9 protein-coding genes are annotated in these 15201 nt (G+C 71.8%); all 9 read left to right on the top strand.

The window, feature by feature from the left end:
- Positions 1–8 precede the first annotated feature (8 nt).
- The 9 genes from bldG to HUT19_RS21900 all read left to right on the top strand — a co-directional run bounded on the left by bldG (position 9) and on the right by HUT19_RS21900 (position 15089).
- Positions 9–350 (top strand): anti-sigma factor antagonist BldG, encoded by a 342-nt coding sequence (bldG, locus tag HUT19_RS21860; protein ID WP_009716787.1) that lies wholly within the window; start codon positions 9–11, stop codon positions 348–350.
- A 91-nt stretch (positions 351–441) separates the two neighbouring features.
- Complete coding sequence (locus HUT19_RS21865) at positions 442–873, top strand: ATP-binding protein (RefSeq protein ID WP_176182091.1); 432 nt, start codon at positions 442–444, stop codon at positions 871–873.
- A 798-nt stretch (positions 874–1671) separates the two neighbouring features.
- A complete protein-coding gene (locus HUT19_RS21870; protein ID WP_176182092.1) occupies positions 1672–4119 on the top strand; it encodes a sodium-translocating pyrophosphatase in 2448 nt (815 codons plus the stop codon).
- A 238-nt stretch (positions 4120–4357) separates the two neighbouring features.
- The gene (locus HUT19_RS21875; RefSeq protein ID WP_254885700.1) at positions 4358–4939 is read left to right on the top strand and encodes a small secreted protein; all 582 of its coding nucleotides are present in this window, start codon (positions 4358–4360) and stop codon (positions 4937–4939) included.
- Between the two features lie 227 nt (positions 4940–5166).
- Complete coding sequence (locus HUT19_RS21880; RefSeq protein WP_176182094.1) at positions 5167–6789, top strand: class I SAM-dependent methyltransferase; 1623 nt, start codon at positions 5167–5169, stop codon at positions 6787–6789.
- Positions 6790–7089: 300 nt separating this feature from the next.
- Positions 7090–7287 (top strand): hypothetical protein, encoded by a 198-nt coding sequence (locus HUT19_RS21885; RefSeq protein ID WP_176182095.1) that lies wholly within the window; start codon positions 7090–7092, stop codon positions 7285–7287.
- A gap of 211 nt (positions 7288–7498) precedes the next feature.
- Positions 7499–10339 (top strand): type I DNA topoisomerase, encoded by a 2841-nt coding sequence (topA, locus tag HUT19_RS21890; protein ID WP_176182096.1) that lies wholly within the window; start codon positions 7499–7501, stop codon positions 10337–10339.
- A gap of 90 nt (positions 10340–10429) precedes the next feature.
- Positions 10430–13696, top strand: coding sequence for a dTMP kinase (gene tmk, locus HUT19_RS21895; protein WP_176182097.1), 3267 nt, complete (start codon positions 10430–10432; stop codon positions 13694–13696).
- Between the two features lie 169 nt (positions 13697–13865).
- Complete coding sequence (locus HUT19_RS21900; protein ID WP_176182098.1) at positions 13866–15089, top strand: DNA polymerase III subunit delta'; 1224 nt, start codon at positions 13866–13868, stop codon at positions 15087–15089.
- Positions 15090–15201 lie beyond the last annotated feature (112 nt).

Raw genomic sequence — 15201 nt, forward strand, 5'->3', positions numbered from 1 at the left:
GAGGATCCGTGGACCTGTCCCTGTCGACTCGGACCGTTGGCGACCGCACGGTCGTCGAGGTCGGTGGCGAGATTGATGTATACACCGCGCCCAAGCTGCGCGAGCAGCTGGTCGAGCTTGTCAACGACGGTAGCTACCACCTGGTCGTCGACATGGAGGGCGTCGACTTTCTCGACTCCACCGGGCTCGGCGTGCTCGTCGGCGGGCTGAAGCGCGTACGTGCCCATGAGGGCTCACTGCGCCTGGTGTGCAACCAGGAGCGCATTCTGAAGATCTTCCGAATCACCGGCCTGACCAAGGTGTTCCCTATTCACACCTCGGTCGAGGACGCTGTCGCGGCGACCGACTGACCCGGTCGTCGCAGGAAGACACCGAAGGGGGACCCGGGCGTCACCGCCCGGTCCCCCCGACATGCACGCCCATACGCCCGAGGGGGATGGCATGGCCACCGTCGAACTCCGCTTCAGCGCGCTACCCGAGCACGTCAGGACCGCCCGACTGGTCGCTGCGGCCGTGGCGCGCCGGGCCGGGGTGGATGAGGCCGTGCTGGACGAGGTGCGGCTCGCGGTCGGTGAGGCATGTACCCGTGCGGTGGGGCTCCACCTGAGCAATGGGGTGGACGCCCCGGTACGGGTGGCGCTGACCGAGGAGGAGAAGAAGTTCTCCATCGAGATCGGCGATGAGTCCCCGACCTCGGCCGCTCTGGCACCCGGCGCCCCCGGTGGCGACGAGGAGTCCGAGGCCGAGGGCGAGGACGAAATGGGCCTGGCCGTGATCAAGGGGCTTGTCGACGATGTCGAGGTGACGACCAGCGAGACCGGTGGAGTGATCCGGATGAGCTGGCCGACCTCTCCCGACTCCCTGGTGCCGTAGCCGCCGGACCCGGCTGTCTGTCGCAGCCGCCCCGGCATGGTGTCGGGTCGGCCGGGCCGTGGCACCGCTGTGCCGCGCGGCCGTGCTTCGGTGTGCGCGTCCTCGCCGCTTCGCGGTGGCGTGGCCGTCGTGAAGGCTCCGCTGGTGATTCCGGCTGCCCTTCGGTGGCCTGAGCCGTGGCGGCCCCACCTGGATCCCTGTCTCCCGGCCTGCCAGTCCGGCTATGCGCTCGTGCCGCTCTGCTGCTCCCGGCCCCGTCCCGCCGCTCCTGGCGTCGCTCCCGGCCCCGTCCCGCCGCTCCTGGCGTCGCTCCCGGCCCCCGGCCGTCGCTCCTCCCGGCCCCCGCAGCCCCGCTCCCGCCGATTCCGGTTTCAGGTCGGCATGACCTTCGACGACCTTTGGTGACCTTCAGGCCCCGCCTTCACACGGCTCGTCGTCCCCTCCACGGCCGCTCCCAGGCCTCTCCGCGATCTTCCGCATCACCCGCCCATCGTGCCTCGCGATCATCAGTGAAGTAAGCCCTGATCAGCACTTTTCATAGTGCACCGAGATCATTTATGGAGATCATTTGACACCCGTCAACCAATTGTCAAACGCCCTTCTTCCGGAGGAATTCACGGGCCGCAAACCTATTGATCTTCACTGATGCAGGCGAATTCCCATTCCGGCGCCCTGTTTTGATCGTGTGACGCTCCCTACAATCCGTCCACATCTCGAGCTCAGGACGCCTGAGCGTGGCGGCTCTTCTGCGGTCGCAGAACTGCTGCGCGCCCATGTGCCAAACGTCAAGGAGGACGAATGGCGGGGCCTCTCACCCCTCATCAGCTGGACCTAACCCCAACCCTGGCCGCCGCGGAACTGACCGATGACAACCGTGTGATCGTGCTGGTGATCGCCGCCGTCGCGATCGCGGCACTCGCGGTCGCGGTGGTGCTGGTACGACAAGTCCTCGCGGCCGGCGAGGGCACGGACAGCATGAAGAAGATCGCCGCGGCCGTGCAGGAAGGCGCGAATGCCTATCTCGCCCGGCAGCTGCGCACCCTCGGCGGATTCGCCGTGGTGGTGTTCTTCCTGCTCATGCTGTTGCCTGCGGACGACTGGGCGCAGCGCATCGGGCGTTCGGTGTTCTTTCTGATCGGCGCGGGATTCTCGGCGGCCACCGGCTATATCGGGATGTGGCTCGCGGTGCGCAGCAATGTGCGCGTCGCCGCGGCGGCCCGTGAAGCCACCCCCGCCGCGTCCGCCTCACCCGGCACATCCGTCAATGGGGACTCCGCCTCCTCCGCGCCCGGTCAGCCGGGCGTGGATCTGACGGCCGTCTCGCACAAGGCGATGAAGATCGCCTTCCGGACGGGTGGTGTGGTCGGCATGTTCACGGTGGGCCTCGGCCTGCTGGGCGCCTCCTGCGTGGTGCTCGTCTATGCCGCCGACGCGCCCAAGGTGCTGGAGGGCTTCGGTCTCGGTGCCGCCCTGATCGCGATGTTCATGAGGGTCGGCGGCGGTATCTTCACCAAGGCCGCCGACGTCGGTGCCGACCTCGTCGGCAAGGTCGAGAAGGGCATTCCCGAGGACGACCCGCGCAACGCCGCGACCATCGCGGACAACGTGGGTGACAACGTCGGCGACTGCGCGGGCATGGCCGCGGACCTCTTCGAGTCCTACGCCGTGACCCTGGTCGCCGCGCTGATCCTCGGCAAGGCCGCGTTCGGCGACTCCGGTCTCGCCTTCCCGCTGCTCGTTCCGGCCATCGGCGTGGTCACCGCCATGATCGGGATCTTCGCGGTGGCCCCGCGCCGCTCCGACCGCAGCGGGATGACCGCCATCAACCGCGGCTTCGTCATCTCCGCCGTGATCTCGATGGTGCTGGTGGCGGCCGCGGTCTTCGCGTATCTGCCGTCCAGCTACGCCGATCTCGACGGGGTCACCGACCGTGAGATCCTCGGCCACAGCGGGGACCCGCGGGTCCTCGCGCTCGTGGCCGTCGCGGTCGGCATCGTGCTGGCCGCGCTCATCCAGCAGCTCACCGGCTACTTCACCGAGACCACCCGGCGTCCCGTCCGGGACATCGGCAAGACCTCGCTGACCGGCCCGGCCACCGTGGTGCTCTCGGGTATCTCGGTCGGCCTGGAGTCCGCGGTCTACTCGGCGGTGCTGATCGGGCTCAGCGTCTACGGCGCGTTCCTGCTCGGCGGCAGCTCGATCATGCTGGCGCTGTTCGCGGTCGCGCTTGCCGGTACCGGTCTGCTGACCACCGTCGGCGTCATCGTCGCGATGGACACCTTCGGCCCGGTCTCCGACAACGCGCAGGGCATCGCCGAGATGTCCGGCGATGTCGAGGGCGCGGGTGCGCAGGTGCTCACCGACCTCGACGCGGTCGGCAACACCACCAAGGCGATCACCAAGGGCATCGCGATCGCGACGGCGGTGCTCGCCGCGGCCGCGCTCTTCGGCTCGTACCGTGACGCCATCGCCGAGGCCATCGACGATGTGCACGCGACCGTGGCCGGTGAGATGAATCTCAGCCTGGACATCTCGCAGCCCAACAACCTCGTCGGGCTCGTCCTCGGCGCCGCCGTCGTCTTCCTCTTCTCGGGACTGGCGATCAACGCGGTGTCGCGGTCGGCCGGTGCGGTGGTCTTCGAGGTGCGGCGGCAGTTCCGTGAGAAGCCCGGGATCATGGACTACAGCGAGACGCCGGAGTACGGGCGGGTCGTCGACATCTGCACCAAGGACGCCCTGCGCGAGCTGGCCACTCCGGGTCTGCTCGCCGTCCTCTCGCCCATCGCCGTCGGCTTCACCTTCGGGGTCGGCGCGCTCGGCTCCTTCCTGGCCGGGGCGATCGGCACCGGCACCCTGATGGCCGTCTTCCTCGCGAACTCCGGCGGCGCCTGGGACAACGCGAAGAAGCTGGTCGAGGACGGGCACCACGGCGGAAAGGGCAGTGAGGCCCATGCCGCCACGGTGATCGGCGACACGGTCGGCGACCCGTTCAAGGACACCGCGGGCCCGGCGATCAACCCGCTGCTGAAGGTCATGAACCTGGTGGCGCTGCTGATCGCCCCGGCGGTGGTGAAGTTCTCGTACGGGGACGACGCCAGTCCGGGGCTGCGCGCGGTCATCGCGGTGGCCGCCGTCGTGATCATCGTGGGAGCGGTCTACATCTCCAAGCGGCGCGGAATCGCCGTGGGTGACGAAGGCAACTCCGAGCGCGTGGCGAAGTCGGCCGACGCGGCGGTGGTGTCCTGACCCCGGGGTCGGTCACGGGGCCGTGAGGGCCCCCACGACGTGCGGGCGGGTGGTGTGCACCGGCACACCGTCCGCCCGTACGCATGCCACCGGACGTCCCTCCGTGGAGTGAGGCGGACAGCACAGCGAGCTTGATGCAAATGGCTTCAAAAGCATCCATACGGGATGCCCGCCCCACGATCATCGCCGGATCGCCGTGTATGTTCCGGGGCCGAGAGCCATGGAAGGGACCAATCCGGTGATCAAGAAGCTAGTGGCAGCGCTGTCCGGCGGTGCGGCACTCGTCGTGGCGCTGACTGGTTGCGGCGGCAACGGCGACGAGGGCGACAAGAAGGTCAACGACTGGGCCAAGTCGGTCTGCGACGAGGTGCAGCCGCAGCTGAAGAAGATTCAGGGAGCCAACGCCTCCATTCAGGCAGCCGCCGACGAGCAGGACTCCAAGAAGCTCCAGCAGACCGACTCCAAGGCGTTCCAGCAGATCTCCGAGTCGTACGCGGCGCTGGCCAAGGCAGTGCAGAAGGCGGGCCCACCGCCGGTCGACAACGGTGAGACGACCCAGAAGCAGGCCGTCAAGGAGCTCAACTCCACCTCCGTGGCGTACAAGGACCTGAAGACGAGCGTCGACAAGCTCGACACCTCGGACAAGTCGAAGTTCGCCGAGGGGCTCAAGGGCGTCGCCGACGAGCTCGACAAGCTCAGCAAGTCGGGTGACAAGGCCCTCCAGAAGCTGCAGGAGGGGGAGGTCGGCACGGCGATGGCCAAGCAGCCCGGCTGCCAGAAGCCGAAGGCCCCGAGCGGCGGCGCGGCCACGCAGTCCTGAACGGAACCCGGCGCCAGGTCATCCACTAAGTGAATTCGTAGCAGTGGATGCCGGGAAGGCAAGCCCCCGCACCACGCCCCCGTTGTCGGCCCGTCAGCCCCGTCGGTGACGTGATGTCATCCACGACGTGATGTCGTCCACGCTCCCCCCACCCCGGCCCCGGCCGTCGTGGCGCGCGTTGCCGCCGGTCGTCGCGGGCCGTCGGTGATTGCCCCGACAATGGGGGCGTGAGTACGCACCAGCCTCCGTTCCGTCTCCCCACCGCCGACCCCGGGCGCACCGCTCGTCTCCGTGACGCGCTGTCGGCCGCCTCCTTCACCGCCGACGGTCTGCTGGATCTGCTCGGCGCGTCCGCCTATGCCGCCCTGGCCCGCAGCGAGACCGTTCCGGCGCTCCGCGCCACCCGCGGTGACTCCCCGCTGGAGACGCTGGTGCGGCTCTTCCTGTTGCAGCGCCCCGAGCCGTACGGGAGGGCGGCCGCGGCCCTGCCCGCCGAGGACTGCCTCGCCGACGGCTGGCTGGTGCGGGACGGCGACGAGGTGCGCGCGACCGTGGACGTACGGCCGTACGGCGGGCCCGAGGGCCAGGACTGGTGGATCGTCTCCGACCTGGGCTGCGCGGTCGGCGGCGCGGGCGGTATCGGCGGCCCCGGCGGCGAGCGGAGCGCCGCGGACCGCTCCCAGCTCGTGCTCGGGGTCGGGGTCGGCGGCGCCTCCACCACGCTCGCCGGGCTCACCCTGCGCACCCCGGTCGGCCGTGCCCTCGACCTCGGCACCGGGTCCGGTGTCCAGGCGTTGCACGCGAGCCGCCACGCCACCCGGGTGACCGCCACCGACCGCAATCCGCGCGCCCTGGCCATCGCCCGGCTGACCCTCGCCCTGTCCGGTGCGCCGGAGCCCGATCTGCGCGAGGGCTCGCTCTTCGAGCCGGTGGACGGCGAGCGGTACGACCTGATCGTGTCCAATCCGCCGTTCGTGATCTCCCCGCGCTCCCCGGAGGACTCCCGGCTGGTCTACCGGGACGGCGGGATGGCCGGGGACGATCTGTGCCGGACCCTCGTGCGGCAGTCCGCCGACCACCTCACCGACGGCGGCTGGTGCCAGCTGCTCGCCAACTGGCAGCACATCGAGGGGGAGGACTGGCGCGAGCGGCTGGCCTCCTGGGTGCCGAGCGGCTGTGACGCGTGGATCGTGCAGCGCGAGGTGCAGGACATCACGCAGTACACCGAGCTGTGGTTGCGTGACGCGGGTGAGCATCTGGCCGGGCCGGAGGTGTACGCGGCGCGTTACGACGCATGGCTGGACGAATTCGAGGCGCGCGGCACCAAGGGCGTGGGCTTCGGCTGGATCACCCTGCGCAAGTCCGGTGCGGCCCGGCCGTCGGTGACGGTGGAGGAGTGGCCGCATCCGGTCGAGCAGCCGCTCGGGGACGCGGTCGCCGCCCACTTCGCCCGGCAGGACTTCCTGCGGACGCACGACGACGCGGCGCTGCTGGCCGGGCGCTTCCGGCTGGCGGAGGAGGTCGTGCAGGAGCAGGTGGGGCTGCCCGGGGCGGAGGACCCGGAGCATGTGGTGCTGCGGCAGAACCGCGGTATGCGGCGCGCCACGAAGGTGGACACGGTCGGCGCGGGCTTCGCCGGTGTGTGCGACGGCACACTCAGCGCGGGCCGGATCCTGGACGCCATCGCCCAGCTCCTCGGGGAGGACCCGGTGGTGCTGCGCGACCGCACTCCGGAGTCCATCCGGCTCCTGGTCGGGCAGGGCTTTCTGGAGCCGGTCGGGGCCGAGGAGGCCGAGCGCGCCGAGGGCGGGAGTGGGGCCGAGGGCCCCGAAGGACCTCAGGGGGCGTAGTCGTGCCCGGCGTGCGCCGGTGTGATCGCCCCGCACCCCGTGCCCCCTATGACAGGAACCTGCCGTACGGGGCCACGGAGCGGCCCCGATATACGGAATGTACGGAATCTCTGGCGGTGCGTGACCGGATGGACCACCCGCGTGGCACGCCGGGCCGCCCCGTGGGCCCTCCCGGTCCGTACCGGGACACGCCAGGGCGTATCCCGCTTGCGGGGCCCGTGAACATGGCCGAAAAGGCCGGTCGCGCGCTGTTCATCCCAGGTTCGCGCGGACGCCTTCCGCGCGTGCCACGATCCGGCCATGGAGAGCGGACCTGCGATCTTCGCCGGAGCGGCATTCGTGTTGTTCGGCACAGCGCTGCTGCTGTGGACGGTGGCGCGAATGCGGCTGCGTCAGCCGGTCGCGCACGGTGTGAGCCCCGTCGCTTCCGCGACGCTCTCCCTTCTCTTCGGCCTCGCCGCACTCGGCGGCGGGATCTGGTGCCTGGGTTACGCCTGACAGGGCCTTCCGCGGTGGCTTGTGCCGCTCCGGGCGGCAGACAGGACGCTTGTCGGGTTACCGTTCGAGTGGCGTTGCGGGCTTTTTCCGTTTGACATGGGGGCGGGAGGTACCGTCACACTCCGCAGCGTCACCGAAGTGGTGGCCGTGTACGCGTTACCCGTGCTGCAGTGCCCGTTCACCGAGGCGTCGACCGGAGAGAAGAGCGAAGTTGTCCCCGACCACCAGCGAGACCGCGCAGGGCGGCCGCCGACTCGTCATCGTCGAGTCGCCTGCCAAGGCGAAGACGATCAAGGGCTACCTCGGCCCGGGATACGTGGTCGAGGCCAGCGTCGGGCACATCCGGGACCTGCCGAACGGTGCGGCCGAGGTACCCGACAAGTACACCGGCGAGGTGCGCCGTCTCGGTGTGGACGTCGAGCATGACTTCCAGCCGGTCTACGTCGTCAACGCGGACAAGAAGAGCCAGGTCAAGAAGCTCAAGGAGCTGCTCGCCGAATCGGACGAACTGTTCCTCGCCACCGATGAGGACCGCGAGGGCGAGGCCATCGCCTGGCACCTCCAGGAAGTCCTCAAGCCCAAGGTCCCGGTCCGCCGGATGGTCTTCCACGAGATCACCCAGGACGCGATCCGCGAGGCCGTGGCCAATCCGCGCGAGCTGAACCAGCGCCTGGTCGACGCCCAGGAGACCCGCCGGATCCTCGACCGCCTCTACGGCTACGAGGTCTCGCCGGTCCTGTGGAAGAAGGTCATGCGCGGGCTGTCCGCGGGCCGTGTGCAGTCGGTGGCCACCCGGCTTGTCGTCGAGCGCGAGCGTGAGCGCATCGCCTTCCGCTCCGCCGAGTACTGGGACCTCACCGGCACCTTCGCCACCGGCCGGACCGGTGACGCCACCGATCCGGGCACCTTCGGCGCCCGGCTGAGCACGGTCGACGGCCGCCGGGTCGCCCAGGGCCGTGACTTCACCTCGACCGGGCAGCTCAAGGACGGCGCGAACGTCCTGCACCTGGACGAGGAGAACGCCCGCTCCCTGGCCGCGGCCCTCGCCGACACCGCCTTCACGGTGCGGTCCGTCGAGTCCAAGCCGTACCGCCGCTCGCCGTACGCCCCGTTCCGCACCACCACCCTCCAGCAGGAGGCCAGCCGGAAGCTGGGCTTCGGTGCCAAGGCCACCATGCAGGTGGCGCAGAAGCTGTACGAGAACGGCTTCATCACCTATATGCGTACCGACTCCACCACCCTGTCGGACACGGCGGTGGCGGCGGCGCGGGCGCAGGTCACCCAGCTGTACGGTGCGGACTACCTGCCGGACAAGCCGCGCTCCTACGCGGGCAAGGTCAAGAACGCCCAGGAGGCGCACGAGGCGATCCGCCCCTCGGGGGACCGTTTCCGCACTCCGGCGGAGACCGGCCTCACCGGCGACCAGTTCCGGCTCTACGAGCTGATCTGGAAGCGGACCGTCGCCTCCCAGATGAAGGACGCGGTCGGCCAGTCGGTCACCGTCAAGATCGGCGGCCGGGCGAGCGACGGCCGGGACGCGGAATTCTCCGCCTCCGGCAAGACGATCACCTTCCACGGCTTCATGAAGGCCTACGTGGAGGGCGCGGACGACCCGAACGCCGAGCTCGACGACCGCGAGCGCCGTCTGCCGCAGGTCGCCGAGGGCGACCGGCTCGCCGCCGAGGAGATCACCGCCGACGGCCACGCCACCAAGCCCCCGGCCCGCTACACCGAGGCGTCGCTGGTCAAGGAGCTCGAAGAGCGCGAGATCGGCCGCCCCTCGACCTATGCCTCGATCATCGGCACCATCCTCGACCGCGGCTACGTCTTCAAGAAGGGCACCGCGCTGGTGCCGTCCTTCCTGAGCTTCGCCGTGGTGAACCTGCTGGAGAAGCACTTCGGCCGGCTGGTCGACTACGACTTCACCGCCAAGATGGAGGACGACCTCGACCGCATCGCACGCGGTGAGGCCCAGGCCGTGCCGTGGCTCAAGCGCTTCTACTTCGGTGAGACCGCCGACGGCCGCGCGGGTGCCGCCGCCGAAGCCGGGAACGGCGACGGCGACCACCTCGGTGGCCTCAAGGAGCTGGTCACCGACCTGGGCGCGATCGACGCCCGTGAGGTCTCCTCGTTCCCCGTCGGCGACGGCATCGTGCTGCGCGTCGGCCGCTACGGCCCGTATGTGGAGCGCCCCTCGCAGACCGAGGGCCAGACCGGCCACCGCGCGGACGTCCCCGACGACCTGCCGCCGGACGAGCTGACCGTCGGCTACGCCGAGGAGCTGCTCGCCAAGCCGAGCGGTGACTTCGACCTGGGCCCCGACCCGGACACCGGCCGCATGATCGTGGCGAAGGACGGCCGCTACGGCCCGTACGTCACCGAGGTGCTGCCCGAGGGCACCCCGAAGACCGGCAAGAACGCGGTCAAGCCGCGCACCGCCTCGCTCTTCAAGTCGATGTCCCTGGACACGGTGACCCTGGCGGACGCCCTCAAGCTGATGTCGCTGCCGCGTGTCGTCGGCGCCGACCCCGAGGGCACCGAGATCACCGCGCAGAACGGCCGCTACGGCCCGTACCTGAAGAAGGGCACGGACTCGCGGTCGCTCGACAGCGAGGACCAGATCTTCAACATCACCCTCGACGAGGCGCTGGCGATCTACGCCCAGCCCAAGCAGCGCGGCCGGGCCGCCGCCAAGCCGCCGCTGAAGGAGCTGGGCACCGACCCGGTCAGCGAGAAGCCGGTGGTGGTGAAGGACGGCCGGTTCGGCCCGTACGTCACCGACGGCGAGACCAACGCGACGCTGCGCCGGGACGACGACGTCGAGACCATCACGCCCGAGCGCGGCTTCGAGCTGCTCGCGGAGAAGCGCGCCAAGGGCCCGGCCAAGAAGGCCGCGAAGAAGACCGCCGCGAAGAAGACGGCGGCCAAGAAGACGGCCGCGAAGAAGACCGCCGCCAAGAAGACGGCGGCGAAGAAGACCACCACAACGGCCAAGAAGACCGCCGCGAAGAAGACCACGGCGGCCAAGAAGTCGGCGGCCAACGCCGAGTAGCCACGGCTCATTTCGCCGCAACCCACGCGCCCCCGCCTGTTTGTTCGGCCGGGGGCACGTGAATTTACGTGATCCGGATAGGCTTGCGGGATGACGCGAGAGCAGCCAACGGACGTGACCACCACATCCGGCGCACTGGCCGCGGACTCCCGTGAGCGTGCCGTACGGGCCCTGCTGCGCTATCCGCCGCTGCGGCGGCTGTGGAGTGCCCAACTCGTCGGCGGCGCCGGAGACGCGCTCGCCGTGCTGGTGCTTGTCCTGCTGTCGTTGCAGGCCTCCGTCGCCACGGGCTCCTTCGGCGGCGGCTATCGCGGTGCGGCCCTCGCCGTCGCCGTCGTGCTGGCCGTCCGGCTCCTGGCGACCGTGCTCTTCGGTGCGGTCCTGCTCGGCCCGGTCTCCTCGCTGCTGGCCCCCTCAGGACCGCTGGACCGCCGCTGGACCATGATCGGCGCGGATGGGGTGCGGCTGGCCCTGCTGCTCATCGCCCCGCTGTGGATCGAGTGGACCCCGGGCGACGCCGTCGCCTGGCTGCTCATCACCACCTTTGTCGTCGGCGTCGCCGAGCGCTTCTGGACCGTCGCCAAGGACGACGCTGCCCCCGCGCTGCTCCCGGCCCCGCCCGTCGAGGGCGCGGCCGTGCGCCCGCTGCCCGACCACCTCGACGCGCTGCGCAGGCTCTCGCTGCGCACCACCTTCCTGACGCTGCCGCTCGCCGCCGCCGCGCTGCTCGTCGTCACGCTCTTCGCACGGCTGCTGGGCACCGGCGTGGTGTGGTTCCACGACCACCAGGCCGCGCTGGGCTCGTACGTCGGCGCGGGGCTCTTCGCCGCCTCCGTCTCGATCCTCTACTTCGTCGAGCTGCCCGCCGCGCAGACGCCCCGCACCCGCTCGCCGCTCGAAGGGCTGCGCCGCCCGCGCGCCGCGTCCGGCAGCGGTGCCGACAAGGGCCGCACCGGCGCCGTACCGCTGCTGGTGCTGTCCTGCGCCGGAGTGGCGGCCGCGATCGCCGCGGCCGTCGGCGTCGCCGCGCTCCAGGCCGTGGACCTCGGCGGTGGCCCGGTCGGCTACTCGCTGCTCGTGCTGGCCCTCAGCGGTGGTCCCGCGCTCGGCATCCGCTGGGCGCCGCATGTGCTCCCGGGGCTGTCCCGGCGCCGGCTGCTCGCGCTGTCGATCGCGCTGACCGGGCTGGCGCTGCTCGCGGCGGGCCTGGTGCACGACGCCACCACGGTCCTGCTGATCACCCTGATCGCCGGGCTGTCGGCCGGAATCGCCGCGTACACCGGCCACGCCCTCCTGGACCAGGAGTCCGAGGAGTCCCGCCGGCCCCGGATGACCGAGCATCTGCACGCCGTCGTCCGCGTCTTCGTCGGGCTCGGCGCGGTCGCCGCCCCGCTGCTCGCCGCCGTCATCGGGCCGCACCGGCTCGGCAGCGGCGACTGGGTCTTCGCCCACGGCGGCGCGGCCTTCACGCTGATGCTGGTCGGCGCGCTGCTGCTGCCCGTCGCCGCGCTGGTCCTCGGCCGCACCGACGACCGGCAGGGCGTGCCGCTGCGGCGCGATCTGCGCGAGGCGCTGCGCGGCGGCGGGGGCGCGGACGAGGCCCCGGCCGCCACCGGCTTCTTCATCGCCGTCGAGGGCGGTGACGGAGCGGGGAAGTCCACGCAGGTGGAGGCGCTGGCCGAGTGGGTCAGGGCCAAGGGCCACGAGGTGGTGGTCACCCGCGAGCCGGGCGCGACCGCCATCGGCAAGCGGCTGCGCTCGATCCTGCTCGACGTCTCGTCCGCGGGGATCTCGCACCGCGCGGAGGCGCTGCTGTACGCGGCGGACCGCGCCGAACACGTCGACTCCGTGGTCCGCCCGGCGCTGGAGCGCGGCGCTGTGGTCATCTCCGACCGCTACATCGACTCGTCCGTCGCCTACCAGGGCGCCGGGCGCGATCTCTCCGCGACCGAGATCGCCCGGATCTCGCGCTGGGCGACCAACGGCCTGGTGCCGCATCTGACGGTGCTGCTGGACGTCTCGCCGGAGGCCGCGCGCGAGCGCTTCACCGAGGCCCCGGACCGGCTGGAGTCCGAGCCCGCCGAGTTCCACCAGCGCGTACGGTCCGGATTCCTGGCTCTCGCCGCCGCGGACCCGGCCCGCTACCTCGTCGTGGACGCCGGGCAGCTGCCCGAGGCGATCACCTCTGTGGTGCGCCACCGCCTGGACCGGATGATGCCGCTGTCCGAGGCGGAGGTGAAGGCCCAGGAGGAGGCCCGGAAGGCCGCCGAGGAGCAGGCCCGCCGCAAGGCCGAGGAAGAGGCCGCCCGCAAGGCGGAGGAGGAGCGGCTGGAGCGCGAGCGCCAGGAGGCGCTGGCCAAGGCGCGCGCCGAGGAGGAGGAGCGCAAGCGCCGCGAGCTGGAGGAGGCACGGCAGCGCGAGGCCGAGCGGCAGGCGGAGGCGGCCCGCAAGCGGGCCGAGGACGCGCGCCGCCGGGCCGAGGAGGACCGCAGGCGTATCGAGGCGGAGGACCGCGCCCGCGCCGCCGAGGAGGAGCGGCGCCGCGTCCAGGCGGAGGCGGAGGCCCAGCAGCGTGCCGAGACGGAGGCCCGCCGCCTGGACGAGCAGCGCAAGGCGGAGGAGGCGCTGCTGCGGGCGGAGCGGGCCCGGACGGCGATGGACGCTCCGGGGGCCGACGCGCCGACGGTGGAGACCGAGGCTCCGGCCCGTCCCGACCGTCCGGCGCCGCAGCCGCCCGCGGCACCTCCGGTACCGCCCGCGCCCCCGGCCCGTCCGGGCCGGGACGAGGCGGAGAACGCTTCGGGCGGGGCGGGTACGGCGGCCCGGCCCGACGCGACGGAGACCGTTCGGACGCCGCGCGTCGACCCGCGGACCACGGCGGCCGACCGGGGCACCCCGCCCCGGGACGCGGACGAGACGGCGGTGCTGCCGCCGGTCCGTCCCCAGCAGGGGCCGGACGCCGAGGAGACGACCGTCCTTCCTCAGGCGCCCGCCGCGCCGGAGCCGTCGAACGCGGCCGACGAGACGGCCGTGCTGCCGCCCGTCCGGGACGAGCGGTCCGGCGATCCGGCGGACCGGGTTCCGCCGTGGATGTTCCGGTCCGAGGAGGGCCAGGGCCACGGGAACGAGCGCACCCGCGAGATGCCCCAGTACGGCCACGGTCACGGCCACGGTTATGGCGGGAACGATGCCCAGGGGCGGCAGGGGCAGCCCGAGGACCAGGGCGGGTCGTCGGCTTCGCGCCGTAAGCGCCGCCGTCCGGAGTGGGCGGAGGAGACCCCGCTGGACGATCTGCCGAGCCTGGCCGACGAACTGCTCGGCCCGCACGACGACGAGGACGGCAGACGGCGCCGCTGACGGCGGCGGTCCGACCGCTTCGTTCGAGAGGCCCATGGGACGGCCGGAGCCGTCCCATGGGCCTCTCGCTCGAGGTCGCTCCGGCCGTGGCTCCGGGTGGCCGAGGGATCCGGGTGTCCGAGCGGTGGCCCACAATGGGATGGCGTAAGCACAAGGGGCGGAGGCAGCCATGGTGGTGTGGGACGACCTGGTCGGGCAGGACCGAGTAGCGGCCCAGCTCACGGCTGCCGCGCGCGATGCGGACACCCTGGTCACGGCGCAGGCGGCGGACGGCGCCCCGGCCGCCGAGCCGGGTGCGTCGTCCAAGATGACCCACGCCTGGCTGTTCACCGGTCCGCCCGGCTCCGGCCGGGCCACCGCCGCGCGCGCCTTCGCCGCCGCCCTCCAGTGCGTCAGCCCCGACCGGGCCCTGGGCGGCGCCCCGGGCTGCGGTTTCTGCGACGGCTGCCACACCGCCCTGGTCGGCACCCACGCCGATGTGGAGGTGGTGCGCACGGATATGCTCACCATCGGCGTCAAGGAGACCCGGGACCTGGTCCGGCGGGCCCAGCTGTCGCCCGCGGGCGGCCGGTGGCAGGTGATCGTCCTGGAGGATGCCGACCGGCTCACCGAGGGCGCGGGCAACGTTCTGCTCAAGGCGGTCGAGGAGCCCGCACCGCGCACCGTGTGGCTGCTGTGCGCGCCCTCGCTGGAGGACGTGCTGCCCACGATCCGCTCCCGCTGCCGCCTGCTGACCCTCCGTACGCCCCCGGTGGACGCCGTCGCGGACATCCTCGTCCGCCGTGACGGCATCGACCCCGAGCGGGCCGCCTCCGTCGCCCGCGCCACCCAGGGCCATATCGACCGCGCCCGCCGTCTGGCCACCGACGAGCGGGCCCGCGCCCGCCGCGCCGCGGTCCTCAAACTGCCGCTGCGCGTGGACGACGTGGGCGGCTGCCTCAAGGCGGCGCAGGAGCTGATCGACGCGGCGGCCGAGGACGCCAAGCAGGTCGCCGAGGAGGTCGACGTCAAGGAGACCGAGGAGCTGCGCGCCGCCCTGGGCGCCGCCGCCGGTACGGGCGGACGGCTCCCGCGCGGCACGGCCGGAGCCATGAAGGAGCTCCAGGACCGTCAGAAGCGCCGGGCCACTCGTACCCAGCGGGACAGCCTCGACCAGGCGCTGACCGACCTCACCGGCTTCTACCGGGATGTGCTGGCGCTCCAGATGGGCTCCCGGGTCGCGCTGGCCAACACCGACGTGCGGGACGCGCTGGAGCGGGTGGCGTCGGGTTCGAAGGCGGAGCGGACGCTGCGCCGTATCGAGGCGGTCACGGCGTGCCGCCAGGCGCTGGACCGCAATGTGGCGCCGCTGCTGGCGGTCGAGGCGATGACCATGGCGCTGCGCGCGGGCTGAACCGCGAAGCCCGCGTCCGTATCCGCATCCGTGCCGACGTGCGCGCGCCGCGTCACTCGTACGGGTTCAGCGGGACGCGCATGGAGCGTAGTCGAATGGATACGCTCCGTTA

Origin of the sequence: Streptomyces sp. NA02950 (assembly GCF_013364155.1) — a bacterium.
In the GTDB taxonomy this organism is placed as follows: domain Bacteria; phylum Actinomycetota; class Actinomycetes; order Streptomycetales; family Streptomycetaceae; genus Streptomyces.